Annotated in this window: 25 protein-coding genes; 11 read left to right on the forward strand and 14 right to left on the reverse strand. The window is 64.1% G+C overall.

The window, feature by feature from the left end; genetic code table 11:
• The first annotated feature begins 149 nt into the window (after positions 1–149).
• On the forward strand, positions 150–395 hold the full coding sequence (locus U8L64_RS06110) for a hypothetical protein (RefSeq protein ID WP_333394848.1): 246 nt from the start codon (positions 150–152) through the stop codon (positions 393–395).
• Positions 396–442: 47 nt separating this feature from the next.
• On the opposite strand, the gene U8L64_RS06115 is transcribed toward U8L64_RS06110, so the two are convergent.
• Entirely contained in the window at positions 443–1,081 is a 639-nt protein-coding gene (locus tag U8L64_RS06115; protein ID WP_333394850.1) for a peroxiredoxin, read from the reverse strand.
• 134 nt (positions 1,082–1,215) lie between these two features.
• Positions 1,216–2,646, reverse strand: coding sequence for a MocR-like pyridoxine biosynthesis transcription factor PdxR (gene pdxR, locus U8L64_RS06120; protein WP_333394852.1), 1,431 nt, complete (start codon positions 2,644–2,646; stop codon positions 1,216–1,218).
• Positions 2,647–2,711: 65 nt separating this feature from the next.
• Between pdxR and U8L64_RS06125 the strand changes: the two genes are divergently transcribed.
• The 3 genes from U8L64_RS06125 (at position 2,712) to U8L64_RS06135 (ending at position 4,109) form a co-directional block, all read left to right on the forward strand.
• Positions 2,712–3,146, forward strand: a complete 435-nt coding sequence (locus U8L64_RS06125; RefSeq protein WP_333394854.1) for a cupin domain-containing protein — start codon at positions 2,712–2,714, stop codon at positions 3,144–3,146.
• Positions 3,139–3,600 (forward strand): carboxymuconolactone decarboxylase family protein, encoded by a 462-nt coding sequence (locus tag U8L64_RS06130; protein ID WP_054094737.1) that lies wholly within the window; start codon positions 3,139–3,141, stop codon positions 3,598–3,600. The genes U8L64_RS06125 and U8L64_RS06130 overlap by 8 nt, the downstream gene beginning before the upstream one ends.
• 68 nt (positions 3,601–3,668) lie before the next feature.
• The gene (locus tag U8L64_RS06135) at positions 3,669–4,109 is read left to right on the forward strand and encodes a carboxymuconolactone decarboxylase family protein (RefSeq protein ID WP_333394857.1); all 441 of its coding nucleotides are present in this window, start codon (positions 3,669–3,671) and stop codon (positions 4,107–4,109) included.
• Positions 4,110–4,126: 17 nt separating this feature from the next.
• On the opposite strand, the gene U8L64_RS06140 is transcribed toward U8L64_RS06135, so the two are convergent.
• Positions 4,127–5,350 (reverse strand): MFS transporter, encoded by a 1,224-nt coding sequence (locus tag U8L64_RS06140; RefSeq protein ID WP_333394859.1) that lies wholly within the window; start codon positions 5,348–5,350, stop codon positions 4,127–4,129.
• 140 nt (positions 5,351–5,490) lie between these two features.
• Positions 5,491–6,072, reverse strand: coding sequence for an alpha/beta hydrolase (locus U8L64_RS06145; protein ID WP_043296736.1), 582 nt, complete (start codon positions 6,070–6,072; stop codon positions 5,491–5,493).
• A gap of 257 nt (positions 6,073–6,329) precedes the next feature.
• Between U8L64_RS06145 and oscA the strand changes: the two genes are divergently transcribed.
• From oscA to U8L64_RS06180, 7 genes are all read left to right on the forward strand, one after another.
• On the forward strand, positions 6,330–6,509 hold the full coding sequence (oscA, locus tag U8L64_RS06150; RefSeq protein WP_054094823.1) for a sulfur starvation response protein OscA: 180 nt from the start codon (positions 6,330–6,332) through the stop codon (positions 6,507–6,509).
• 164 nt (positions 6,510–6,673) lie between these two features.
• The gene (locus U8L64_RS06155; protein WP_054094734.1) at positions 6,674–7,672 is read left to right on the forward strand and encodes a sulfate ABC transporter substrate-binding protein; all 999 of its coding nucleotides are present in this window, start codon (positions 6,674–6,676) and stop codon (positions 7,670–7,672) included.
• A 166-nt stretch (positions 7,673–7,838) separates the two neighbouring features.
• Positions 7,839–8,657, forward strand: a complete 819-nt coding sequence (gene cysT, locus U8L64_RS06160) for a sulfate ABC transporter permease subunit CysT (protein WP_138299906.1) — start codon at positions 7,839–7,841, stop codon at positions 8,655–8,657.
• A gap of 10 nt (positions 8,658–8,667) precedes the next feature.
• The gene (gene cysW, locus U8L64_RS06165) at positions 8,668–9,543 is read left to right on the forward strand and encodes a sulfate ABC transporter permease subunit CysW (protein ID WP_138299907.1); all 876 of its coding nucleotides are present in this window, start codon (positions 8,668–8,670) and stop codon (positions 9,541–9,543) included.
• A complete protein-coding gene (locus U8L64_RS06170) occupies positions 9,540–10,535 on the forward strand; it encodes a sulfate/molybdate ABC transporter ATP-binding protein (RefSeq protein ID WP_043296730.1) in 996 nt (331 codons plus the stop codon). Before cysW ends, U8L64_RS06170 begins: the two co-directional genes overlap by 4 nt.
• 169 nt (positions 10,536–10,704) lie before the next feature.
• Positions 10,705–12,633, forward strand: coding sequence for an alkaline phosphatase D family protein (locus U8L64_RS06175; protein ID WP_273525843.1), 1,929 nt, complete (start codon positions 10,705–10,707; stop codon positions 12,631–12,633).
• A 163-nt stretch (positions 12,634–12,796) separates the two neighbouring features.
• Positions 12,797–13,405: a DedA family protein gene (locus U8L64_RS06180; RefSeq protein ID WP_077683260.1), complete on the forward strand. Its 609-nt coding sequence runs from the start codon at positions 12,797–12,799 to the stop codon at positions 13,403–13,405.
• A gap of 21 nt (positions 13,406–13,426) precedes the next feature.
• On the opposite strand, the gene U8L64_RS06185 is transcribed toward U8L64_RS06180, so the two are convergent.
• The 10 genes from U8L64_RS06185 to U8L64_RS06230 form a co-directional block, all read right to left on the reverse strand.
• A complete protein-coding gene (locus U8L64_RS06185) occupies positions 13,427–13,720 on the reverse strand; it encodes a hypothetical protein (RefSeq protein ID WP_333394868.1) in 294 nt (97 codons plus the stop codon).
• 80 nt (positions 13,721–13,800) lie between these two features.
• Positions 13,801–14,604 (reverse strand): enoyl-CoA hydratase/isomerase family protein, encoded by an 804-nt coding sequence (locus U8L64_RS06190; RefSeq protein ID WP_081002783.1) that lies wholly within the window; start codon positions 14,602–14,604, stop codon positions 13,801–13,803.
• Positions 14,601–15,644: a Rieske 2Fe-2S domain-containing protein gene (locus U8L64_RS06195; protein WP_008568691.1), complete on the reverse strand. Its 1,044-nt coding sequence runs from the start codon at positions 15,642–15,644 to the stop codon at positions 14,601–14,603. The genes U8L64_RS06190 and U8L64_RS06195 overlap by 4 nt, the downstream gene beginning before the upstream one ends.
• Positions 15,645–15,833: 189 nt before the next feature.
• Complete coding sequence (locus U8L64_RS06200) at positions 15,834–17,075, reverse strand: helix-turn-helix transcriptional regulator (protein WP_037020138.1); 1,242 nt, start codon at positions 17,073–17,075, stop codon at positions 15,834–15,836.
• 142 nt (positions 17,076–17,217) lie between these two features.
• Positions 17,218–18,339, reverse strand: a complete 1,122-nt coding sequence (locus tag U8L64_RS06205; protein WP_202966894.1) for a helix-turn-helix transcriptional regulator — start codon at positions 18,337–18,339, stop codon at positions 17,218–17,220.
• A 54-nt stretch (positions 18,340–18,393) separates the two neighbouring features.
• Positions 18,394–20,820 (reverse strand): efflux RND transporter permease subunit, encoded by a 2,427-nt coding sequence (locus U8L64_RS06210; RefSeq protein WP_077683257.1) that lies wholly within the window; start codon positions 20,818–20,820, stop codon positions 18,394–18,396.
• 9 nt (positions 20,821–20,829) lie between these two features.
• Positions 20,830–21,798, reverse strand: a complete 969-nt coding sequence (locus tag U8L64_RS06215) for a WD40/YVTN/BNR-like repeat-containing protein (RefSeq protein ID WP_077683256.1) — start codon at positions 21,796–21,798, stop codon at positions 20,830–20,832.
• Between the two features lie 189 nt (positions 21,799–21,987).
• Entirely contained in the window at positions 21,988–23,190 is a 1,203-nt protein-coding gene (locus tag U8L64_RS06220) for an acetyl-CoA C-acyltransferase (protein WP_077683255.1), read from the reverse strand.
• Positions 23,191–23,201: 11 nt separating this feature from the next.
• Positions 23,202–23,672, reverse strand: coding sequence for a MaoC family dehydratase (locus U8L64_RS06225; protein ID WP_077683254.1), 471 nt, complete (start codon positions 23,670–23,672; stop codon positions 23,202–23,204).
• Between the two features lie 9 nt (positions 23,673–23,681).
• Positions 23,682–24,467: an SDR family oxidoreductase gene (locus U8L64_RS06230; protein ID WP_054094727.1), complete on the reverse strand. Its 786-nt coding sequence runs from the start codon at positions 24,465–24,467 to the stop codon at positions 23,682–23,684.
• Positions 24,468–24,668 lie beyond the last annotated feature (201 nt).

Consider the following 24,668-nt stretch of genomic DNA (forward strand, 5'->3'; position numbering starts at 1 on the left):
CTGCTAGATATGAAGTTTCACATCAAGATAACGGCATAACATATTGAGTTAACGACTAATAGTTTTCGGCTATTCCTGCGGATCGTAAACGCATAGGCCGTCGGAGGATCGCTTCTATACTCGAATCGAACCCATCGGAGGATACCGCCATGCGTCGCCTTATCAGTTTCACCGTTGCCGCTCTCTTCAGTGCCCCGCTCTGGGCCATGCATTGTCCGATGGACATGGCCAAGATCGACGAACAGCTCGCCGCCAATCCGCCCAGCGACGCCGCCACCCTCGAGCGCGTCAAACAGCTGCGCGCCGAAGGCGAACAGCTGCACAACGCCGGCGACCACGCTCAGTCGGTCAAGGTACTCGGCGAAGCGCTCGACCTGCTGGGCGTCAAATCCTGAGCCGCAAGCGCCCTGGCAGTTTTTGCCAGGGCGCTTCTCGTACTCGCTCAGCGATTGGGCTGCGGGGTCAGGCGCAAGTACGGCTTGACGGCGCGATAGCCTTTGGGGAAACGCTGCTTGAGCTCTTCCTCGTCCTTGATCGACGGCACGATCACCACGTCATCGCCTTCCTGCCAGTTGGCCGGGGTGGCGACCTTGTAGTTGTCAGTCAGCTGCAGCGAATCGATCACCCGCAGGATCTCGTGGAAGTTGCGCCCGGTGCTCGCCGGATAAGTGATGGTCAGGCGCACCTTCTTGTTCGGATCGATGATGAACAGCGAACGCACGGTCAGGGTGTCGTTGGCGTTCGGGTGGATCAGGTCGTACAGCTCGGAAACCTTGCGGTCGGCGTCGGCGAGAATCGGAAAGTTGACTTGGGTGTTCTGCGTCTCGTTGATGTCGTCGATCCACCTGATGTGCGAATCCACCGGGTCTACGGACAGGGCGATGGCCTTGACGTTGCGCTTGGCAAACTCGTCCTTCAGCTTGGCGGTGAAACCGAGCTCCGTGGTGCATACCGGGGTGAAGTCGGCCGGGTGCGAGAACAGCACGCCCCAACTGTCGCCGAGCCATTCGTGGAAGCGGATGCGGCCTTCGTTGGAGTCCTGCTCGAAATCGGGGGCGATGTCGCCGAGGCGGATGCTCATGGTTCTGCTCCTTCAGTGATTCGTTGAGGTGGGCACACTATGCGCACTGTCGTTGTGAGTTAAAAAGAATAAATAATGATTTATCTATAACCAAAAGCAATTGTGGGGGCGTGCCCTTTCCGGCTGCCCGGCCTTTAGGAAAACTGGCGAATCAGCTGCTGAAGGCGCTCGCAGGCGGCAGGAAGCTGTTGCTCGCTCGCGCGGGCGACGCCGAGAAGCAACCCCGGACGCTGAGGGTCGACCGGAGCGAACCATGTCGAAAGCGGTGATGGCGCCAGTCCGAATGCCAGCGCCTCACGAGCGATGACGCGATCGCGTGCCCCTTCGGGCAGCCAAAGCAGCACGCCGAGCCCCGCCGGACGCACCGGATACCCCATGGCCTGTAACGTCGCATGCAGCGCGGCGCTGCGACTCGCGTAGACACGCTTCATGCGACGCAGATGCCGTAGGTAATGGCCGTCGCGCATGAACTCGGCGGTGGCCGTTTGCACGGCGGGGCCGGGAGCCGGTGCGAGACACATCACCGCTTCGGCGAACCGCGCAACCAGTGCCGCCGGGACGACGACGAAGCCGAGCCGCAGCGTGGGGCTGATGGTCTTGCTGAACGAGCCGATGTAGATGACGCGGCCGGCGCCGTCCAGCGATGCCAACGCCGGTGCCGCGCGGCGCTTCAGCTGCAATTCGCCGAGATAGTCATCCTCGATGATCCACGCCCCGGAGCGCGCCGCCCAGTCAAGCAGCTGAACCCGCCGGGCGAGCGACAGCGGGACGCCGGTTGGAGCCTGCTGTCCCGGTGTCACCAGGGCCAAGGCGGCATCCGGCGCATGCTGCATGCCGTAGGCGACGTCGATGCCATCGTCGTCCACCGGAATCGGGAACGGAGTGACTTGAGCGATTTCCAGCGCTTTGCGGCTGGGCGGGAACCCCGGATTCTCCACCCAGGCCGAGCGCCCTTCGGCCTTAAGGACCCTCAGCGCGACGCCGAGGGCGCCGGAGAACCCCGCTGTGATGAACACCTGGGATGGGCGACATTCGATGCCTCGTGACAGCGCCAGGTGCGCGGCGATCTCGTTGCGCAGCGCCTGCTCGCCGCGAGGGTCCGGATAGATGAGCTGAGCGTGCACTTCGGTGCGGGCAGCATGTGCACGCAAGCGTGCAAAAAGCGTCACCGGAAAGCTATCCGAGGCGGGCACGCCATTCTGGAAGACGGCCGCTCCGCTCAGAAATTCCCGGTACAGCGGCGGCAGCGCATCCGCCGCGCTGGCCGGCTCCGACAAGGCGATTTTCGGTGGATGATTGGTCACCCGGGTGCCGCCGGCACCGCAGGAGACGACCAGTTGTTTGTCCGCCAGGCGCTCGTATGCGGTCTTGACGGTGCCTCTGGCGACGCCCAGCTGGGCGGCGAGGTCCAGCCATGACGGCAGCCTGGCGCCAGGCGCGAGCACGCCGTTGTTGATAGCTGCCGCGATACCGATGTGAATCTGCTCGGCCAACGGTATATCGGCAGTCCGGTCCAGCTTCAGGTCAAGGATTTTCATGCCGCATGGTACAGCCGAAATGAACATTTTCGGTTCTTTTGGGTGAACCCTCGACGGTCGCATACTGGCCGCCGCCCTCAAAGGAGATTCCCATGAAGCCCACACGCTTGCTACCGCCCTTGCTGACCGCCCTCGGAATAACCTTTGTCGGCGTGGCCAGCGCCGACGCTCCCGGCGATACGATCAAACCCAACTTTTCCCATGCCCTGGCGAACGTTCCGGGCAAGTCGCTGACGGCCGTGGAGGTGACCTACGCGCCAGGAGGCGCATCGATGCCGCACCGTCATGCGCAATCGGCGTTTATCTATGCCTATGTCGTTTCCGGCCGGATTGTCAGCCAAGTGGCCGGGGAACCGGAGCGCACCTACTCGGCGGGGGAAACCTGGTACGAAATGCCGGGCGCGCATCATGTCGTCAGTCGCAACGCGAGCGACTCCGAACCCGCCAAGCTGCTGGCGGTGTTCGTCGTCGATTCCGACGACGACGTCCTCACCACGCCTGACGAGCAGGACTCCGGAAATGAGTGAACGACTGGACTACGCAAAAGCCTCGCCCGGCGGGGTGAAAGCCCTCGGCGGCGTCTACGGCTATGTCACCCAGTGCGGTCTCGACGAGGTGCTGGTCGAACTCGTCTACCTGCGCATCAGCCAGATCAACGGATGCGCCTATTGCCTGGACATGCACACCCGTGATCTCGCCACGAAAGGTGTCGGAATCGAGAAACTGGCGTTGGTGCAGACCTGGCAGGAGGCCGGCGACCTGTTCAGCGAGCGGGAACGCGCGGCGCTGGCCTGGGCGGAAAGCGTAACCCGCGTCGCGCAGACCGGCGTTCCGGATGCCGAGTTCGCCGCGGCCCGGCAAATCTTCGAGGAAAAGGAGCTGGCCGATCTGACCGTGGCCATCGGTCTGATGAATGCGTACAACCGCCTCGCCATCAGCTTCCGCCGCGTGCCGCAAGCGGTGCTCGCAGCCAAGGCTTGAATAGCGAAACGCCCGTCACGCCGTGCAAGCAACCGAAGACCCGTCACTGCAACTACAGGATGAAACACATGGAACAGCGATTCGACGTCGCCCAACTTATCCCCGAAGGCTACCGAGCCATGTATGCCTTGCACGCCTACGTGCAGGGCGCTGGCCTGGATCTTGGCCTGCTCGAACTGGTGCGTCTGCGCGTATCGCAGACCAATGGCTGCGGTTTCTGCGTCGCCATGCATATCCCGCTGGCGCGCAAGCACGGCGTCAGCGAGCATCAGGTCATTCTGGTCGCCACCTGGAAGGAATCGCCGGTCTTCAGCACGCGCGAGCGGGCCGCGTTGGCCTGGGCCGATGCGGTCACCAGCCTGGCCGGGCAGGAAGTGCCGGATACGGTCTATGCACAGGTGAAAGCCGAGTTCAGCCCTGAGGAGATCGCCAAACTCACGCTGTGCATCGGCGAGATCAATACCTGGAACCGCCTCATGATCGCTTCGCGCACGCCGCCCGCCTTGTAACCGTCATCCCAGCCGGATCAGCGCGCCGCGTCCTCGAAACGATCGACCTGGCGCAGGCTCTTGAAGCCCAGCGCCCAGCCGCCGGTGACTGCCAGGGTGCAGGCGCACCCCAGCAGCGCTGCCGGCACCGCGCCGAGCCAGGCGGCGCTGAGGCCGGCGCGGAATTCGCCCAGCTCGTTGGATGAGCCGATGAACAGCATGTTCACCGCATTGACCCGGCCACGCATGGCATCCGGGGTGGAGAACTGGATCAGCGAAGAGCGGATGTACACGCTGACCATGTCCGCCGCGCCCGCCACCACCAGCGCGGCGAACGACAGCCAGAACAGCGTGGACAGCGCGAACACCAGGTTGGCCAGGCCGAACAGCGCCACGGCGACGAACATCACCCGCCCGACATGCCGGTCGAACGGCCGCACGCTGAGGTACAACCCCACCGCCACTTCACCGATCGCCATCGCGCTGCGCAGCAGGCCGAGGCCGGTGGGGCCGACTTCGAGCACGTCTTGGGCATAGATCGGCAGCAGCGCCACCACGCCGCCGAGCAGCACGGCGAACAGGTCCAGGGAGATCGTGCCGAGGATGATCGGCCGCGACCGGATGAAACCGATGCCCGCGGTGAAGCGCGTCCAGGCACCGGTTGTCAGCGTCTCGCGGCGCTCGGCGAAGCGTACCGGCACGCGCCACAGCAGCAGCGTGCCAAGCACGAAACCGACCAGGCAGGTGCCGTAGGTCAGCGCGCCGCCGCCCAGCGTATAGAGCGCCCCGCCCAGCACCGGGCCGCCAATGGTGGCCACGCGCATGATCATGCTGTTGGCGGCGATGGCCGAGGCAAGGCGCTTGCGCGGTACGATCTGCGGCAGCAGGCTGGACAACGCCGGCCCGGTGAAGGCCCGCGCGCAGCCATAAAGCACCAGCACGCCATAGTAGTAGCCCACCGCCTCGCCCCGCAGCGACAGCCAGAGCAGCGCTGCGGCACACGCGGCTTCGAGCAGCCAGCTCAGCGCCAGGATCAGCTTGCGGTCATAACGATCGATCAGATCACCGGCCGGCAGCAGCAGGAACAGCATCGGCACGAACTGCGCCAGGCCGACATAGGCCAGCGACAGCGGATCGCGGGTGATGTCGTAGACCTGCCAGGCAACGACTACCGCCTGGATCTGCATGGCAAACACGGCCAGCAGGCGAGCGGCGAGAAAGGCGGCGAAACCGGGAAGACGGTAGACGGATGAAGTGGTCAAGACTGAAGTCCGCGCGGCAATAGCAGCGCCCGTGCCGCAACGGCCGGGCGAAAGCGGATCAGCCTACTGGAGCGCACGGGCCGCAGGCAAACCGGCCGGCCGCGTTTCACGCCTCAGTCGTCGGGCGATTCCACCTCGGCTCAGGCGGCCCGACGGCGGTTCTGGTCGATGCGTTTCTGCAGGCGGTACAGGTAGGCGAAGCCCTGCTCCCAGCGGTGGTGGCCGGATTGCACGTTGATGTGGCCGACGCCCGGAAGGATCACCGTCTCGCTGCCCCAGTCGATTCCCAGCATTCGGGCGCGCTCGGCGCTGGCGGCAGTGTCGTTGTCGGAACCGACCAGTTGGCTGGGGAACGGCAGCGCCTGGCGCGGGATCGGCGCAAAGTCGCGCAGCGCCTCGGGGCAGTTGCTGCGCTCGACATCCGCCGGCGCCACCAGTAGCGCACCGCGTACGCGCCGCAGCGACGCCGGATCGGCCGTCTGCGCCCAATGCGCCACGGTCACGCAGCCCAGGCTGTGGGCGATGAGGATGGTCGGCTGATCGCTGGCGTCGATGCTGCGCTGCAGTTCGGCCACCCAGTCCATGCGGCGCGGCCTGAGCCAGTCCTGCTGCTCGACGCGCGCGCTGTTCGGCAGGCTGCGCTGCCAGTGGCTCTGCCAATGATCGTCTGGCGAGCCTTGCCAGCCCGGCACGATCAGATAACGGATGGATTCGCTGTACATCACCTGCCCTCCTGTGAATGCGGCGCAGTCTAGGTCAGGCTGCACAAGGTAAAAAAAGAATAAAAAATCATTTGCTTATTCCATAAGTCAGCACGACGGCGATAGGCATTGTGAAGTGATCTAATTCGATAATGTTATATAAATGTTCTTAAATGATATTTTTAAGCATATAACCCCCGCACCTATTATCCGCCCCACGCCTCCCCTGGCTGCGTTTCATCCCGAAGCGCATGGAGGTTTTCATGGAGAGCAACCCGATGAGCGCGACCCTTCGCAGCCCGGAAGGTCAGGACGAAGCCAGCATCCTGCGCGAAATTCGCAGCGCCCTGAACGGCCTGAAGTTTGGCTCGGTGGAAATCACCGTGCACAACGGTCAGGTCGTGCAGATCGAGCGCAAGGAGAAGTTCCGCCTGCAATCGACTGGCAAGACCGCCTGATTCGCTAGACCAAACCAAGCCCGACTGGACCACCGGAGGGCGTGCATGAGAACGACACCATGACCACGCACCGGTACTGCCGCTGTCATCCGCGAATGCGGAGCTGACCAACCTGAACACCCACAAGCCAACGCAAAAACGATTTCTTCATTCAGGAGCTGCACATGTCCATTCGTCGCTTTGCCCTCGCCGCCCTGGCGAGCGCCCTCGTCGCCGGCCCCGCCGTGGCCGCCGACTCTCTGCTCAACGTGTCCTACGATCCGACGCGCGAGCTCTATGTGGAATTCAACGACGCCTTCAACAAGCACTGGCAGGCCCAGGGCCATGAGCCGATCAAGATCCAGCAGTCCCATGGCGGCTCGGGCAAGCAGGCCCGCGCGGTGATCGACGGCCTGCGCGCCGACGTGGTGACCCTGGCGCTGGCCGGTGATATCGACGAGCTGCATCGCCTCGGCAAACTGATCCCCGAGGACTGGCAGACCCGCCTGCCGGACGCCAGCACGCCCTATACCTCGACCATCGTGTTCCTCGTGCGCAAGGGCAATCCGAAGGGCATCAAGGACTGGGACGACCTGGTCAAGCCGGGCGTCGAGGTGATCACGCCGAACCCGAAGACCTCCGGCGGCGCACGCTGGAATTTCCTCGCCGCCTGGGCCTACGCCCAGCAGAAATTCGGCGACGAGGCGCAGGCCCAGGCCTTTGTCGAGAAGCTCTACAAGAACGTGCCGGTGCTGGATACCGGCGCCCGCGGCTCGACTGTCACCTTCGTCAACAACGGCATCGGCGACGTGCTGCTGGCCTGGGAGAACGAGGCCTTCCTGGCGCTCAAGGAGGAAGGCGGCGGCAATTTCGAGATCGTCGCACCGAGCCTGTCGATCCTCGCGGAGCCGCCGGTGGCGGTGGTCGACAAGAACGTCGAGCGCAAGGGCACGCGCGAAGTCGCCGAGGCGTACCTGAACTACCTGTACAGCGAGGAAGGTCAACGCATCGCGGCGAAGAACTTCTACCGCCCGCGTAACGAGGCCGTGGCGGCCGAGTTCAAGGATCAGTTCCCGGCGCTGAAGCTGGTCACCATCGACGGGGATTTCGGCGGCTGGAAGGTCGCGCAGCCGAAGTTCTTCAATGATGGCGGCATCTTCGACCAGATCTACCAAGCGCAGTAAGCGGAAATTCGTAGGGTGGATGGCCGAAGCCATCCACGCGTCCGAGGCGCTGGCCTGCATACGGCAGGCTCGGGCGTGATGCGCGTGGAAAATCGCTTCGCGCGTTTTCCACCCTACGGTCCTCCCGCTTCCGGCTTCCAATTGCCAAACCGACCGAGCCTCGAACATGTCTAGCCGATCTACCTCCGTCATACCCGGCTTCGGGCTGACGCTGGGCTACACCCTGGTGTACCTCAGCCTGTTGGTGCTGATTCCCCTGGGTGCGCTGTTTCTCAAGACCACCGAACTCTCGTGGGCGCAGTTCATCGCCATCGTCAGCGCGCCGCGCGTGCTGGCGGCGCTCAAGCTGAGCTTCGGCACCGCCTTCGCTGCCGCCGTGCTCAATGGCGTGATCGGCACGCTGCTGGCCTGGGTGCTGGTGCGCTATCGCTTCCCCGGCCGCAAGATCATCGAGGCGATGATCGACCTGCCCTTCGCCCTGCCGACCGCGGTGGCAGGCATCGCCCTCACCGCGCTGTACGCGCCGAACGGACCGATCGGCCAGTTCGCTACCGACCTGGGCTTCAAGATCGCCTACAGCCCGCTGGGCATCACCCTGGCACTGACCTTCGTGACCCTGCCCTTCGTGGTGCGCACCCTCCAGCCGGTGCTCGCCGATATCCCGCGTGAAGTGGAAGAAGCCGCAGCCTGCCTCGGCGCGCGTCCGCTGCAGATCGTTCGCCATGTGCTGCTGCCAGCGCTGCTGCCCGCCTGGCTGACCGGCTTCGCCCTGGCCTTTGCCCGCGGCGTCGGCGAGTACGGCTCGGTGATCTTCATCGCCGGCAACATGCCGATGAAGACCGAGATCCTGCCGCTGCTGATCATGGTCAAGCTCGACCAGTACGACTACGCCGGCGCCACGGCCATCGGCGTGCTGATGCTGGTGGTGTCTTTCATCCTGCTGCTGGCGATCAACCTGCTGCAGCGCCGCATTGCCCACGGCTGAGGAGGCCAGCATGACTACCGCTTCCCTGCCCGTGTCGGCGAATGCCCGCGCCACCACTACCCGTCGCGGCAAGCAAACGGCCCGCCGCCTGTTGATCGGCGCGGCCTGGTTGACCTTCGCGCTGTTCCTTCTGCTGCCGCTGTTGATCGTCCTCGGCGAAGCCTTCAAGCAAGGGGTCGGCACCTTCTTCACGGCGATCCTCGAGCCCGATGCCCTGGCCGCGCTCAAGCTCACCCTGCTTGCCGTGGGCATCTCGGTGCCGCTCAATCTGGTGTTCGGCGTCGCCGCCGCCTGGTGCGTGAGCAAATACGAGTTCCGCGGCAAGAGCCTGCTGGTGACCCTGATAGACCTGCCGTTCTCGGTCTCCCCGGTCATCGCCGGCCTGATCTACGTGCTCTTGTTCGGCGCCCAGGGCTATTTCGGCGCGTGGCTGAGTGACCGCGATATCCAGATCGTCTTCGCCGTGCCGGGCATCGTCCTGGCGACGCTGTTCGTCACCGTGCCCTTCGTCGCCCGCGAGCTGATCCCGCTGATGCAGGAACAGGGTAGTACCGAAGAGGAAGCCGCGCGGCTGCTCGGCGCCAGCGGCTGGCAGATGTTCTGGCACATCACCCTGCCGAACATCAAATGGGGCCTGATCTACGGCGTGGTGCTCTGCACCGCGCGGGCAATGGGCGAGTTCGGCGCGGTGTCGGTGGTCTCCGGGCATATCCGCGGGCTGACCAACACCCTGCCGCTGCACGTCGAGATTCTCTACAACGAATACAACCACGTCGCCGCGTTCAGCGTGGCCAGCCTGCTGCTGGCCCTGGCGCTGGTGATCCTGCTGCTAAAGCAGTGGAGCGAATCGCGCATCGCGCGCCTGAAAACCGGAGCACAGCCATGAGTATCGAAGTCCGTGACGTCAACAAGCGCTTCGGCCAGTTCCAGGCGCTGCAGGCGATCGACCTGCACATCCAGAGCGGCGAACTGGTCGCCCTGCTCGGTCCGTCCGGCTGCGGCAAGACCAGCCTGCTGCGCATCATCGCCGGGCTGGAAACGCCGGACAGCGGCAGCATCGTGTTCCATGGCGAGGATGTCTCCAGCCGCGATGTGCGCGACCGCAACGTCGGCTTCGTCTTCCAGCATTACGCACTGTTCCGCCACATGACGGTGTTCGACAACGTGGCCTTCGGCCTGCGCATGAAGCCGAAGAAGCTGCGCCCGAGCGAAGCGGTGATCGCCGCCAAGGTGCACGAGTTGCTGAATCTGGTGCAGCTGGACTGGCTCGCGGACCGTTACCCCGAACAGCTTTCCGGTGGCCAGCGCCAGCGCATTGCCCTGGCCCGCGCGCTGGCAGTGGAGCCCAAGGTGTTGCTGCTCGATGAGCCGTTCGGCGCGCTGGATGCCAAGGTGCGCAAGGAACTGCGCCGCTGGCTGGCGCGGCTGCACGAGGACGTGCACCTGACCTCCGTGTTCGTCACCCACGACCAGGAGGAGGCGATGGAGGTCGCCGATCGCATCGTGGTGATGAACAAGGGGGTGATCGAGCAGATCGGCACGCCGGCGGAGGTCTACCGCAACCCGGCCAGCGAGTTCGTCTACGACTTTCTCGGTGATGCCAACCGCCTACAGCTGGGCGACCGGCCACTGGTGTTCCGCCCGCATGAGGTGCTGCTGTCGCGCGAGGCGCTGGCCGACTACCAGGTCGGCGAGGTGCGTGACATCCGCCCGCTGGGCGCGATCACCCGCGTGACGCTGCGAGTGACCGGCCAGGACGAGCCGATCGAGGCGGAAGTCGGCAACGACCACGCCAGCCTGATCGGCATCCAACGCGGCGAGACGTTGTATTTCCAACCTTGCCCCGTTGCCCAGCGGTACGGCGTTATGCACGTTTGATGCACCGCGCCGGGCGCCCGTCGTGGCGGCTGGCCGCCTGCGCAATCGGGTAACCTGGCGTCGAGTCTTGCCATAGTGGCCGCGGCGACGGGCTTGAATGCTTCATCGCCGCCGCAATCTTCTGCGATTGAAGCACTCTGATAGCTGGCGTTTACCTTTTGAGCATTGCATGAACGAACCCACCTCCTCCCCGAGCCCGCCGCTGCCGCCGGTGCTCGCCGGGCCGCTGTTGCGCCGCGTCGAAATCACCCGGCTGGTGTTCTGGCTGGTCGGCAGCGAAGCGCTGACGCTGCGCCTGCACCTGAACGTCGACGGTGGCCCGGAACGCGTGCGGTCCCTCAACGACGACGAGTGCACACGAATACGGGTCGGCACGTCCGCCTGGCTGCATCTGATCGATGTGAAGCTCGACGAGCCACTGCCCCACGACCGGCCCATCCGCTACGACCTGCGCCTGCTCGGCCACGCGGCGGAGCCTGGCATCGCGCAGTGGGCGCCGCATCTGCTGCACGATGGCGAGCGTATGCCGCTATTCGTGATACGGCCGCGCTTCGACAATCTGCTGCACGGCTCCTGCCGCAAGCCGCATCACGCCTCCGCTGACGGACTCGTTTGCGTCGATCGCCTGCTCGGCGAGGCGCGGCAGGCACCGGAGCAATGGCCGGCAGCCTTGCTGATGACCGGCGACCAGATCTATGCCGACGATGTCGCCGGGCCGATGCTGGTGGCGATCCACGCGCTGATTCGTCGCCTGGGGCTCTACGGCGAATGCCTGGAGGGCGCGCTGGTGGCCGACAGCGCCGAGCTGCTGGCGCACCCGGCAACCTATTATCGCCGCGAACAGCTGCTGCCGGCGTTCAAGGCCAGCGAGGTGTTGCGCGAGCGCTTCTTCGGCGGCGCGGAAAAACCGGTGTTCACCACCGCCAATGCCCACAATCACTTGGTGACCCTGTCCGAGGTGCTGGCGATGTACCTGCTGGTGTGGTCGCCGATGCCCTGGCGACTGATCGATCCGGCTGCACCGCCGCTCGATGGCGAGCTGGCGCAGCGCTATGCGCGTGAAGCCGAGCAGATCGACGCGTTCCGCAGCACCCTGCCGCGCGCCGCCCGGGCGCTGGCACATGTGCCGACGCTGATGATCTTCGATGACCACGACATCACCGACGACTGGAATCTATCCGCACGCTGGGAGGAAACCGCTTACGGTCATCCGTTCTCCCGCCGCATCATCGGCAACGCGCTGGCGGCCTATCTGCTCTGCCAGGGCTGGGGCAACCAGCCCGATGCGTTCAGCGCGGTGCTCGCACCGTTGCAGCGGTTACTGAATAGCGCGAGGGACGGCGCGCTCGATTGTCAGGCCCAGAACGATGCGATCGACACCCTGCTCGCCTTCGCCAACTGGGGGTATGTGCTGCCCGGCGAGCCGGCGCTGGTGGTGCTCGACACCCGCACCCGACGCTGGCGCAGCGAACGCAATCTGAATCGACCTTCGGGCCTGATGGACTGGGAAGCGCTCACGGACTTCCAGCACGCGCTGCTCGATCATCACTCGGCGGTGATCGTCTCGCCGGCGCCGATGTTCGGCGTGAAGCTGATCGAGACGGTGCAGCGGGTATTCAGCTGGCTCGGCTATTCGCTGCTGGTCGATGCGGAAAACTGGATGGCCCATCGCGGTGCGGCGCAGGTAATGCTCAACATCTTTCGCCACACGCGCACACCGGGCAACTACGTGATTCTCTCCGGCGACGTCCATTATTCGTTCGCCTATGAAATCCGCATCCGTGGCCGGCGCAGTCGTCCGCAGCTGTGGCAGATCACCAGCAGCGGCGTGAAAAACGAGTTCCCGCGCCGCTTGCTGGACATCTTCGATCGCCTGAATCGCTGGCTCTACTCGCCGCGCTCGCCGCTGAACTGGTTGACCAAGCGCCGGAGGGTCAAGGTGCAGCCCTGGTTGCCCAGCCGCAGCAGCGCCGGCGAGCGTCTGTGGAACGCCGCGGGGATCGGCCATGTACAGCTGGATGCCGAGGGCCGTCCGGCGCTGGTGGAACAGATCAATGCCGACGGTTCGCCTGCGGTTCAATTCCGACCGCAAGTCTGATTGTCGGTCGCTGAGCCGCATGCGACGCTGCGCGCCATGCGGTGTAACGATTTAACGACGCGGCGGCCGGAACCGGCCACGCCCGGCGGGTTCAAACCGCGTGCCATAGGCCCGCGACCGGCTGAGCGGTGACGTTCTCCCTTTCGGTTACAAGGATTTTCAAGTGTTCGATTCGATTACCGGGCTGATCGGCCAAGGCGGCTACTTCGGCATTCTCGCGCTGATGCTGTTGGAAAATCTGTTCCCGCCGATTCCCTCGGAAGTGATCATGCCGCTGGCCGGGTTTCTCGCCGCGCGTGGCGAGCTGAATATCATTGGCGTGGTGATCGCCGGGACGCTCGGCTCGTTCCTCGGCGCGCTGCCCTGGTACTACGCCGGCGCACTGCTCGGCGAGAAGCGCATGCGTCGCCTGGCCCAGCGTTACGGTCGCTGGCTGACGATATCGGGTGACGATGTCACCGACGCGGGCATCTGGTTTCGCGCGCACGGGCGCAAGGCGGTGTTCTTCGGCCGTCTGGTGCCGGCGATCCGCACGCTGATCTCGGTGCCGGCCGGCATCGCGCATATGCCGTTCCGTTCCTTCGCCTTCTATACCCTGGCGGGCTCGGCGATCTGGACCTTCGTGCTGGCGCTGGCCGGTTACCTGCTGCACGCCGAATACGACCGCGTCGCCGAGTACCTGGACCCGGGTTCGAAGATCGTGCTCGGCGTCATCGTGCTGGTCTACCTGTATCGCCTCGTGCGCAACGGCCACGCGCTGCGCCAGCGGTAAGGCGAACGGGGCCGCAACGCCTCAGTCCCGCGGCTGGCGACGGCCGCTGAGCAGAATCGCCCGGCTGCGTTTGCCCTTCATCAATGTCTTCATGAGACTGCGCCGGGCCTGTTCGTCCAGGAAGAACGCATCCGGATCGGGCAAGTCGCCTTCGCGCAGAAACTGCCCGTCTGGCTCGGCCGGCTCCACCACTTCCACCACCGTCGCGGTGCCAGCGCCACGGATAGCGTCCCATCCCTTTCCGTGGCCTTCGACCAGCACAGGCGTATCACCGGGGTAGCCTTGCAGGATCGCTATCAGTTCAGCCGCTGTCATTTCGTACCATCGCCAATGAGCGCGCAGGCGCAATGAGCGGCATCTTATCCGCTTCGTTGCGGTTATTCGTAGGCGAAGGATTACCGGCGCTTTGCAAAGAACTCATCGACCGCAACCACGAACTCGGCCCGTTGTGCGCACTCTAGGAACATTCGGTGTTCCAGCTCCAGCTGTACCTCCAGCGGCGCGGATCTAGCACGCAGCAGTAGTGATTTAGTGGCTCTCACTACATGTATAGGCATCGTCGCCAGCCGTTCGACCGCGGTCTGCACGGCTTGGTCCAGACGCGTCCTATCAACCACCTGATTTACCAGCCCCCACTCAGCGGCTTGTCGCGCATCGAGTCCGCGACTCAGCAGCGCGATCTCAATCGAGCGACTCAATCCAAGCCTACGTACGAGGTGCCAGGACAAGCCGAGATCGCAGGTCGTTGCGATGTTCGAATAGGCGTAGACGAAACGGGTGTCTTGCGCAGCAATCGAAATATCCGCCAGACACGCCAGGCTGAGCCCCGCGCCTGCAACGGCCCCCTGCAGGCGCGCAATGATCACGATCGGCATCGCCTGGAGCAAAAGCACGGCCTGATTCATCGGTGGAATGATCGCTGCCACTGCCGCTTCGGGATCCTGACGCAGCGCGTGCAGGTCGCCGCCCGCCATGAAGGCTTTCCCGCTGCCCTGCAAGACGAGCGCCTTGAGCTCGTCTCGCTCGGATAGCGACTGGCAGGCTTGCAGAAACTCCTGGGCCATCGCAGGGCTCAGCGCATTGAGCGTGTCCGCCTGGATGAAAGTCATCCAGGCGATCCCGTTTGCGATGCTCAGGGTGAGCGTCTTGCCTGCATAGTGCGGCTCCTCGCTCGCGTCTGGCACAGCGTTATCCTTCATTTGCGCTGGTCGACCGTCACGATCTCGCGAGGCTCGGCAAAGCTCGCCGGCACATCCGCCTCATCCATGAAGAACTGCTGATACCACTCGCGCAGCTGGTAGACCGGGCCGTCGCCCTCTGCCAGAACCGGATTGTCGATGCGGATCTTGTGCTTCCAGATATCGACGTCCTGGTAGAACGAGGTTCGATTGTTCTGAACGTACTGCAGGGCCAGTTCCTTGTTCTGCTCCTCGCTCCAGCCAGACACCTTCTTGACCAGCACGCCAAAGCGCAACTCGAAGCTCTCGGGGCCAATCGGCACGTGGCAGTTCAGCAGAATACTTTCGACCAGCAAGCCCTCGAAGTTGGCTCTCATGCGGGTGAAATGGGTAGCCGGACCGTAGTAGGCAGACTCCGCAACCAGGTCACCACCCAGGCGGCCCGAGTCGCCATGGAATATCTGGTGGCCGATATGTCTGTCGAAGATATTCGCGAAGTAAGTGGTCGGCGTGCCGTGCACAGGCCCGAAGTGCTGCGCGTCGGCCAGGTTGTCGACCAGCTCGCGCGGATTGGTTTCGATCACCATCTTGTCGATGTGCCAGTCGTTGTCCCACTCGTCACTGTCGATTTCCGGTAGGTACGGGATCTCGACACCTGGTGCGGGCGGATTACCCTCGGGATTATTCCAGACGAACAGCAGCCGATTGACCTCGCAGGTCTGCCAGCTTCGGGTTTTGGCCTTCGGAGGGATGCGCTTGCAGTAGGGAATTTCTGCACAGCGACCGCTGGCTTCGAACTGCCAGTGGTGAAACGGACAGACGACGCGTCCATCTACCAGCTCGCCCTGCGACAGGTCAGCGCCCATGTGCGGGCAATGCGCGTTGAGAATGCTGATCGTGCCTTGTTCATTGGCAAAAGCGACCAGCCGCGTGCCGAAGATGTTCAAGGTGTGAAGCTTGCCGTCGCGGTAATCATCGGCCATGCCGAGGCAGTGCCAGCCACGAGCGTATCGGTATTCGGCAGTGGCAGCCGCTGGTTTGATGTTGATCAGTTGCGTCATGTCGTTACCCTCAGGCGTTCTTCTTGTTAGCGGGTGTGGCGGGTTGAACCACACGGGACATGGCGATAATCGGCAACCTGACGCGGTGCTTCATCCCTCAGATGGACTAGATCGGCTGCTTATAAAAGGTGGGGAGCCGCGGCCGGTCTGGGCCCGACCGCGGCGAAGTCGATGCTGCGGCGTCAGTGGTCAGCGAACGTCACGCATGTGCGGGCGCGGCAGCCGCACAACCGGGATCTTCAGCGGTGCGAGCTGGCTGCCGCCCAAGGCCACCACGCTGTTGAGCATCACGCGCACGAGCTCGGCCTGACGACGAACCCCCGTCTTGGAAAAAATGGCGCGCAAATGGGCCCGCGCCGTATTGCGCATGATGTTCAGGTTCTCCGCTGCCTCCTCCAGCGACAGGCCGTTGGCCAGTTCCAGGGCCAGAGCGGTTTCCGCCGGGGTGAAGTTGAAAAGCTGTTTGGCCACCGTGTTGTTGACCTGCGACTTGCCGACCGCATCGCGCACGTAGAGCACCACCGCCGGCTGGCCTTTGCCTTCGACCCAATCCACCGAAGGCATCGCTTCGGCCACGATTCCGAGATTGACCTCGCCGGAAGGCCGGGCAATGGATAAGGCATCACGCTCCAGCGGGCGCTGGCCTTGATGCGCGGCAAAGGCCTCGTTGATCAGTTTGTGAAGCTCCCGGTTATCGCTCGGGTAGGTTGCCTCGAGGCGACCGCCGACAAGCTTCAGGCCGTCAGCACGCTCCAGCAACTCGCGCGCAACTTCGTTGAGTTGCAGCACCGAACCGCTTTCGTCGAGCACGATAGTCGCGACAGACAAGCGCGTTATGGCTTGCGAATAGAGCGTTCCGATCATCTCGCTACGGTTGAGCAGGTTGTGCATGTGCAAGCTGCGCCGCAGATGTGGCAGCAACATCCGGCAGACTTCGCGATCGCGCGGGCCAAACTCCGGGGCATCATGCGAACGGGTGATGCGCAGGCGCACCAGACCGGCATCGGGCGTCGAGATGTCCGCGCCCATCAGGTGATAGACGTCGTAGTTGCGGCACAGCTCTCGGTAGTAATGCGAGGTCTGCCAATCTGCTTCCGACAGCACGTCGAGCTCGGTGAAGACGGTGTCTGCCGGCTGATGGCCAAAAGGCGTGGAGCCCTCCTGGTAGGCCTGGTAGCACAGTCGTCCGTGCTCCTTGTAATTGCCGGCGACCAGCATCAACCCCAACTCCTCCATGCCCACCACTTTGAGGATGAGCGTGACGTAATTGGCGCGGAAGTAGACGCGCAACGCTTCCAAGGCGCGGGTCAGCGCTTCGTTGTCGAAGGCACCTTCCTGCAGGATGCTCACCAACTGGTCGTACTCGGTGAGCGACAGCTGTTCGGTGACGGATACGGGAAAAACGTTCTTGGAAGCCGTGGAGAGCGACATCGTCTGCATATCGAACCTCGCTTGCTGTCGGCCGCGAGGGCCTCAGCACTTATTTTTATTCTGGGTCTGTTCCGGCTGTAGCCGGCAAGCAGCTTGCCATTTTTCGCCTGGAACGCGCGCATGCTCTGTCTCGAAATTTCTTTCAGTTTTTTTCCTGGGCGGTCGTCCTCCCTAGGCTGACTACGCTGTTCAAAATAATGCGGACAAGTTCCGTCTGGCGCCTGACGCCGGTTTTCGAGAACACCGCGCGCAGGTGCGCACGCGCGGTGTTTCGCCGGATGCCCAGCGACTGCGCCGCTTCCTCCAGCGAAAGCCCGTTGGCCAGCTCTATTACCAGCGCCGTTTCCGACGGGGTGAACCCGAATAGCTGACGCGCCATCGCATCGCTGAGCAGCATTCGCTCCTCGGCATCGCGCACGTAGACCAGCAGCACCGGCTCGTCGCCATCGTCACGCCATTCACCGGCAGGCACGGCTTCAACCACCAGACCGAGGCTCACCCGCCCCGATGGCCGTGATATGGACAGCGCTTCGGTCTGTTCCTCCGCCGCAGCGACACCCTTGCGCAACGCGCCGCGCAAGAGCTGATAAAGACGTTGGTTATCGCCCGGGTAGTAGGCCTCGAGTCGGCCGCCGACACTCTTCAGGCCATCGCCACTGGCGAGCAACTCGCGGGCCACCCGATTCTGCTCGACGATCCGGCCGCTGGCGTCGACCACCAGCGTGGCCACCGACAGGCGCCCGATGACCTGCGAGTAGATCGAGCGAAGCGACTCGTTGCGACCCAGCAGCACATTCAGACGTAGAACCCGCGAAAGGTGCGGCACGAGGCGCGCGCAGAACGCCTTTTCCGCCTCGGAAAAGTCCGGCGCCGACTCCGGTCGCGTGATGCGCATGCGGAAGGTGCCACTGCCGGAGGCCGCGATATCGACCGCGAGCACGTGAAAAACCCCATGCGTCGCACAGTAGTTCTGGTAGTACGGCGACCCGCGCCAGGTCTGGAGATCCATCAGGTCGCCAACGCTGAACACTCGATTCGGCGGCAGATTTACGAACGGCGTGACTTCGTGGGGGTAGTCGAGGTAGGTGATGCGCCCCTGCCCCTCGATATCGCCGAAGACGATCATCAGTCCCTGGTCCGAATCCTCGCCCGGTGGGCGCAGGATCAGCGTCACGTAGTTCGCGGCGAACAGCTCGTGCAACGCACGCAGCGCCTGTTGCCAGCCCTGCTCCTCCAGCGCCGCGTCGTACAGCGTGCCGAGCAAGCTGTCGTAGTGATCGATCGCCGGCGCAGCCGCTGTTGCAAGGGCGATCACCGTTCAACCCTCTACGCTGGCGGCTTGCGCCACAGCTTTGCGTTGCGAAGCGACAGCCACCGGAGGCGCCGGCCTGGGCTGCGCCTTGACCAGCCGCACCGAGCGGTCGAACCAGGCGGCCAGGCCCGGCAACAGGAAGATCGCGCCGAACACGTTCACCAGGAACATGAAGGCCAGCAGGATGCCCATGTCAGCCTGGAACTTCAGTGGAGCGAAGGCCCAGGTGCCGACGCCCACGGACATGGTGAACGCGGTGAACAGGGCCGCCGTACCGCGCTGGCGCATGGCCTCGTAGAAGGCCGTGCGCAGATCCTTGCCGGCCGCCAGTTCATGCTGCATCCGCTCGTACAGGTAGATGCCGTAATCGACACCGACGCCCACGCCAAGCGCCAGCACCGGCAGCGTGGAGACCTTCAGACCGATACCGAAACTCGCCATCAGCGCATTGCACAAGGTCGCCACGATCGCCAACGGCGTGATGATGCACAGCACAGCGCGGAACGAGCGGAACGTCAGCCAGCAGAACAGCGCCACCGAACCGAGCAGTGCGCCATGCATCTGCACCTCGGCCTGCTTGACCGCTTCGTTGGAAGCCGCCATCACGCCCGCATTGCCGCCGGCCAGCTTGAACTGCACCTTGCTCTGATCGACACCGGCGAGGATGCGCTCGATCTCCGAAACCACATGCTCGATGGTCTCGCCGCTGTGATTCTGCAGGAACACCAAGATCTGCATGGTCTGGCAACCATCGAGCACCAGGCCGTGGGACTGTGAGTAAGCCATCGAGCCGGGCTGCAGCCCGCGCTGGGCGCCGGGAATCGCCGCCCAGCGTGGATTGCCTTCGTTATTGCTGGCAATGGCCACCTTGCCCATCCCCGCCACGCTCTGGACCGACTGCACGCCGGCAATGCTGCGGGTCTGGAAGTCCACCTGCTCCACCGCGCGCATCACGTCGGGGTCCAGACAGGCCTCCTGAATGCCCGGTACCTCGGCATAGATCGACAGCACGTCGAGGCCGATCGAATAGCTGCCGATGATCTGCGCGTTGTCCCGGTTGTAGCGAGAGGTGTCGCGCAGCTCGGGAGCGCCGGTGCCGACATCGCCGACGACCAGATCACGGCTTTTCCAGGTTCCGGCCAGCAACAGCACCAGACTGACCGCGAACACGACCAGCGCCGGCCCCGGCGTGGCCACCACTGAAAGCTTCCACCACAGCGCATGGCGCCCGCCGGCTGTCCCGTTGCTCTGCACGACAGCGCCGCGCTCCAGACGCATGTGGGAAATGATGATCGGCAGCATCAGCTTGTTGGTCACGATCATCAGCATCACGCCGATGCACGCCGTCAGCCCCAGCTCCCGCACGATCGGGATATCGATCAGCATGATCACGCCAAAGCCCAGCGCATTCATCAGCAGCGCCAGCGCACCCGGCACGAAGATCTTGCAGAACGCCGCATGGGCGGCCGCTTCCGAACTGCTGCCGGCCAGCACGTCCTGCTTCCAGGCGTTGGTCATCTGCACCGCGTGCGACACACCGATCGAGAAGATCAGGAACGGCACCAGGATCGACATCGGGTCGATGCCCAGGCCCAGCAGCGGCAGCAGGCCAAGCAGCCAGATGACCGGCAGCAACGCCACCAGCAGCGCCACCACCGACAGCTTGAGCGAACGACAGTAGAGCCACAGCAGCGCGGCAGTAATAAAGAAGGCGATCACGAAGAAGCCCATGACTGCGATCAGGCCGTCCACCACATCGCCGACCAGCTTGGAGAAGCCGACAATGTTTAATTCGATGTTCTCGTTATCGAAACGCTGGCGAATCTGCTCCAGTTGATCGGCGATCTCGATGTAGGACACCCGCTCGCCGGTTTGCGGATTGATTTCCTGCAGGTCGGCGCGAACCATCGCGGCACTGAGGTCGTTGGCGACCAGCCGGCCGATCTGCCCGGAGCGGGCGGTGTTGTTGCGTACCTGAGCCAGGTCTTCCGGCGTGCCGCTGAACTGCGGCGGAACCACTACGTCGCCGACATAACCCTGCTCGGTGACCTCGATGTAGCGCACGTCTGGCGTGAACAGCGAGCGCACGCTCGCGCGACGGACACCTGGAATGAAGAACACCTCATCGGTCACTTCGCGCAGGGCCTCGAAAAATTCCTTGTTGTAGATGTCGCCCTCGCCCTTCCAGCGCACGCTCACCAGAATGCTGTTGGCACCGGAAAATATCTCGCTGTAATGCAGGTAATTACGCATGAAGGCATGCGAGATCGGAATCTGCTTGTTGAAGCCCGGATCCAGGCGGACCTGGGTTGCGCTGTAGCCCAGCGCCAGGGTGATCAGCACGAACAGCGCGAGCAGAGGCTTGCGCCACGCCAGCAGGCCGTCGGCACAACGCTCGACGATACGGTCGACCAGACGCGTACGGTTCATCATGACGACTCCTTAATGGCCGGCGGCGAACAGTGAATTCAGTTGCAGAGCCAGCCCGCGCTGGCCAGCGACCACCAGTCGACCGTCCTTGAGCATCACCGCGGAGGTCAGCGTGTCCTGACCTTTCAGATAGCCCGTCGTAGTCAGGTCCCCGGCGGCGTCGAGCCAGGCATAGGCGCCACCGCTGCCGACGATCAGCACGCCGTCATCAGCGGTGCGCACGTGTCCATAGAGCGGCAGCCGGTGGCCCAGCTCGACCTGTTCCCAATGAGCGCCATCGTCATGACTGACGAACACATGGCCACGCATGCCGTAGGCCACCCAGTTGCGTCCGGATAGCTGCGATACGCCAAACAGCGAGCCGTCGTAGAACGGCTCGACCTGCTCCCAAGTCGCACCGTCGTCAGTCGTACGCAGGACCAGGCCCATCTCGCCGACGAGAATACGGCGACCGTCGGCCGCGCCGTCCATGCTGTTGAGGTGCTCGCCATTGATCGGCAGTTCCTGCTTGCTCCAGGTCTGCCCGGCATCGCTGGAAACGAAGAATTTGCCGAAGCTGCCAAAGGCGTAGATGCGATTACCATCGGCGCTCCAGAGCCCAAGCAACGGTTCGCCGAGCTCGGCGTCGTGCAGGGTCGTCTCCCAATTGAGACCACGGTCGGTGCTGCGCAAGATGAGGTTGTCGTGCCCGACGGCAAGCAGCATGTCCTCACCGAAGGCGGCGACCGCAGTGAGTGTGACAGGCTCGCGAACCGCCTCCTGGCGGGACTCCCAGCTCTTGCCGTCGTCGACGCTGAAGAGGATGACGCCTCGCTCGCCCACCGCCACCAGCGTATCGCCGAGCCGGGTCATGTCGTTGATATGGACGCGCGAAACGTTCAGCGCTGCGCTTGCCGTGGCTTCGTCGCTGCGAGGTGAGAAGGCGTAGACCACCAGCACCGCGACGACTAGACAGAATAAATAGCTGATCACTTTGCTCATGGCACGCCACCCTCTGGTTGGACGCCTGGCTCCGGATTCGGAGCAGCGCCCGTTGTTCTTGTTCTGAGTTCCGCCGACGCTCGCTCCAGTTACCTGGGGCGCCGTCTTTGCCCGATCTTGTGCCGGCGCGAGACGCGCAACATCGTCCAAATGGCTTACACCTGGATCACCCGCCCGCACCGGTGCCGATCAGGGCAGCTCGAACAACCCGGCAGCCCCCATTCCGCCGCCGATGCACATGGACACCACCACGTAGCGGGCGCCGCGGCGGCGGCCTTCGAGCAGGGCATGGCCGACCATTCGCGCGCCGCTCATGCCGAACGGGTGGCCGATGGCGATGGCGCCGCCGTTGACGTTCAGCCGTTCGTTGGGAATGCCCAGCGCATCGCGGCAATGCAGCACCTGGCAGGCGAAGGCCTCGTTGATTTCCCACAGGTCAATATCGGAGGCCCGCAGGCTGAAGCGTTCCAGCAGCTTGGGCACGGCGTAGGCCGGGCCGATGCCCATTTCCTCGGGCTTGCAGCCGGCCAGCGCGATACCGCGATAGATGCCCAGCGGGGCGAGGCCACGACGTTTGGCTTCGTCGTGGCTCATCAGCAGGCAGGCGGCAGCGCCGTCAGAAAGCTGCGAAGCGTTGCCGGCGGTGATATGTGAGCCCTGCTCCACCCACTTGCCGTTCTTCCATACCGGGTTCAGGGCCTGCAGCGCTTCGAGCGTGGTACTGGCGCGATTGCACTCGTCGCGGTCGGCGACGACCGACTCGTGCCCGTTCGGATTGCCTTCCTTGTCGAACAGCAGCCGACTGGCCGCCAATGGCACTATCTCGTCGGCGAACAGCCCGGCCTGCTGGGCCGCCGCGGTGCGCTGCTGGCTCTGCAGGGCGTACTCGTCCTGGGCCAGGCGGCTGATGTGGTAACGATTGGCGACGATCTCGGCGGTCTCGATCATCGGCATGTAGGCGGTCGGCATCACCTCCAGCACCGCCTCGGACTGGGCGCGGTACGCATTCTTGTGCTTGGTCTGGGTCAACGACAGCGACTCGACGCCACCGGCGACGGCGATATCCAGCTCGCCGCAGGCAATCGACTTGGCCGCCGCGCCGATCGCCATCAGCCCGGAGGCACACATGCGATCCAGCGCCATGCCCGGAACGCTGTCCGGCAAGCCGCCGGTGTAGGCACACAGGCGGCCGATATTGAAGCCCTGCGTACCCTGCTGCACGGCGGCGCCCATGATCACGTCGCCGACCTCGTCCGGCGCGACGCCGGCGCGTTCGACTACTGCGCGAACGACATGGCCACCGAGCACCGGTGCCTCGGTATCGTTGAACGAACCCCGGAAGGACTTGGTCAGCGCGGTACGCGCGGTGGAAACGATCACAGCTTCTTGCATGACAACATTCCTCATGGAGCGGGGTTGAAGGTGTAGCGACTGATGGTGTCTACCACGCAGCCGGGGCGATCGCTGCCCTCGATCTCGACGGTCACGCGCACCACGACCTGCAGCGCACCGTTGGCCAGCGCCTCCACTGCGGTGATTTCGCCGACGCCGCGCACGCGGGCGCCGACCCTGACCGGCGCCGGGAAACGCACCCGGTCGCAGCCGTAGTTCACGCCCATCAGCAGGTTGTCCACGCGCATCAGCTGCGGCAGAAAGAAATTCACCAGCGAGAGGGTCAGGTAGCCGTGGGCGATACAGCCGCCGAACGGCCCGCCGGCGGCACGAACCGGGTCGACATGAATCCACTGGTGGTCGCCGGTAGCCTCGGCAAAACTGTTCACTCGTTCCTGCTCAATAAGCAGCCAGTCGGTGGCGCCGAGCGAGGTGCCGACGGCCGCCTGCAGCTGCTCGGCGCTTGCGAATACGTGAGTCATGGCGGCTCCTCAGGCGTGCTGCGAACTGACCGAAAGCACCTCGCCCACCATGTAGGAGGCGTAGTCGCTGGCGAGGAACATCATCACGTTGGCCACCTCCCAGACCTCGGCGGCGCGGCCGAACGCCTCGCGGCTGGCGAGTTGTTCGAGAAGCTGCTCGCTGGAGGCCTTCTTCAGGAAGTCATGCAGGGCAATCGACGGCGAGACGGCGTTGATGCGCACGCCAAACTCGGCCGCCTCCAGTGCGCTGCAGCGCGTCAGCGCCATCACGCCGGCTTTCGCGGCGGCGTAGTGAGCCTGTTCCTTCTGTGCCCGCCAGCCGAGCACCGAAGCGTTGTTGACGATCGCCCCGGCGCCACGACGCTGCATGTGCGGCAGCATGGCGCGCGTCATGCGAAAGGTCCCGGTGAGGGTGATATCCAGCACCCGCGACCATTCCTCGTCGCTCATCTCGGCAACGCGCTTCTGGCCACCGAGTCCGGCGTTGTTGATCAGCACATCGACTCCGCCCAAAGCCTGCTCGGCCGCGGCGACCAGCGCCTGGACCTCTTCTTCGACGGTCACGTTGCACAGCTGGCCGTAGATCGCCTGGAGACCGGTTTCGGCCTTCAGCCGCTCCACGGCCTCTTCCAGGCGACGGGGATGGATGTCCGAAATCATCAGCGCCCGGCAGCCTTCTTCGGCACTGCGGCGTGCTGCGGCATAGCCGATGCCGGCGCCGGCAGCAGCGGTGATCAGAACGGATTTGCCAGCCAGCAATTGGTGGCCAGGCACATAGGCAGGAGCTTGTCTCATGATGTCGACCTCAGGAATGAAGAACCTTGAGGTCATCTAAACGCGCCACCCGGCGGGCCGGCATCGTCAAAACGGACGGGGTGGTGAAGCGGGTCCGTGTACAGCCAGCGGACCGGGGTTACGTAGGGTGGAAAACGGCGCAGCCTTTTCCACCATCGGCCGCGACTGGTGGAAATTCGCTACGCGAGATTTCCACCTTAC

Source organism: Pseudomonas sp. FIP_A4 (assembly GCF_036701605.1).
GTDB lineage: Bacteria > Pseudomonadota > Gammaproteobacteria > Pseudomonadales > Pseudomonadaceae > Stutzerimonas > Stutzerimonas phenolilytica.

Coding starts and splice junctions, on each gene's coding strand:
- U8L64_RS06110 (WP_333394848.1), top strand. CDS start 150: ATGCGTCGCCTTATCAGTTTCACCGTTGCCGCTCTCTTCAGTGCCCCG.
- U8L64_RS06115 (WP_333394850.1), bottom strand. CDS start 1,081: ATGAGCATCCGCCTCGGCGACATCGCCCCCGATTTCGAGCAGGACTCC.
- pdxR (WP_333394852.1), bottom strand. CDS start 2,646: ATGTTCATTTCGGCTGTACCATGCGGCATGAAAATCCTTGACCTGAAG.
- U8L64_RS06125 (WP_333394854.1), top strand. CDS start 2,712: ATGAAGCCCACACGCTTGCTACCGCCCTTGCTGACCGCCCTCGGAATA.
- U8L64_RS06130 (WP_054094737.1), top strand. CDS start 3,139: ATGAGTGAACGACTGGACTACGCAAAAGCCTCGCCCGGCGGGGTGAAA.
- U8L64_RS06135 (WP_333394857.1), top strand. CDS start 3,669: ATGGAACAGCGATTCGACGTCGCCCAACTTATCCCCGAAGGCTACCGA.
- U8L64_RS06145 (WP_043296736.1), bottom strand. CDS start 6,072: ATGTACAGCGAATCCATCCGTTATCTGATCGTGCCGGGCTGGCAAGGC.
- oscA (WP_054094823.1), top strand. CDS start 6,330: ATGAGCGCGACCCTTCGCAGCCCGGAAGGTCAGGACGAAGCCAGCATC.
- U8L64_RS06155 (WP_054094734.1), top strand. CDS start 6,674: ATGTCCATTCGTCGCTTTGCCCTCGCCGCCCTGGCGAGCGCCCTCGTC.
- cysT (WP_138299906.1), top strand. CDS start 7,839: ATGTCTAGCCGATCTACCTCCGTCATACCCGGCTTCGGGCTGACGCTG.
- cysW (WP_138299907.1), top strand. CDS start 8,668: ATGACTACCGCTTCCCTGCCCGTGTCGGCGAATGCCCGCGCCACCACT.
- U8L64_RS06170 (WP_043296730.1), top strand. CDS start 9,540: ATGAGTATCGAAGTCCGTGACGTCAACAAGCGCTTCGGCCAGTTCCAG.
- U8L64_RS06175 (WP_273525843.1), top strand. CDS start 10,705: ATGAACGAACCCACCTCCTCCCCGAGCCCGCCGCTGCCGCCGGTGCTC.
- U8L64_RS06185 (WP_333394868.1), bottom strand. CDS start 13,720: ATGACAGCGGCTGAACTGATAGCGATCCTGCAAGGCTACCCCGGTGAT.
- U8L64_RS06190 (WP_081002783.1), bottom strand. CDS start 14,604: ATGAAGGATAACGCTGTGCCAGACGCGAGCGAGGAGCCGCACTATGCA.
- U8L64_RS06195 (WP_008568691.1), bottom strand. CDS start 15,644: ATGACGCAACTGATCAACATCAAACCAGCGGCTGCCACTGCCGAATAC.
- U8L64_RS06200 (WP_037020138.1), bottom strand. CDS start 17,075: ATGTCGCTCTCCACGGCTTCCAAGAACGTTTTTCCCGTATCCGTCACC.
- U8L64_RS06210 (WP_077683257.1), bottom strand. CDS start 20,820: ATGATGAACCGTACGCGTCTGGTCGACCGTATCGTCGAGCGTTGTGCC.
- U8L64_RS06215 (WP_077683256.1), bottom strand. CDS start 21,798: ATGAGCAAAGTGATCAGCTATTTATTCTGTCTAGTCGTCGCGGTGCTG.
- U8L64_RS06220 (WP_077683255.1), bottom strand. CDS start 23,190: ATGCAAGAAGCTGTGATCGTTTCCACCGCGCGTACCGCGCTGACCAAG.
- U8L64_RS06225 (WP_077683254.1), bottom strand. CDS start 23,672: ATGACTCACGTATTCGCAAGCGCCGAGCAGCTGCAGGCGGCCGTCGGC.
- U8L64_RS06230 (WP_054094727.1), bottom strand. CDS start 24,467: ATGAGACAAGCTCCTGCCTATGTGCCTGGCCACCAATTGCTGGCTGGC.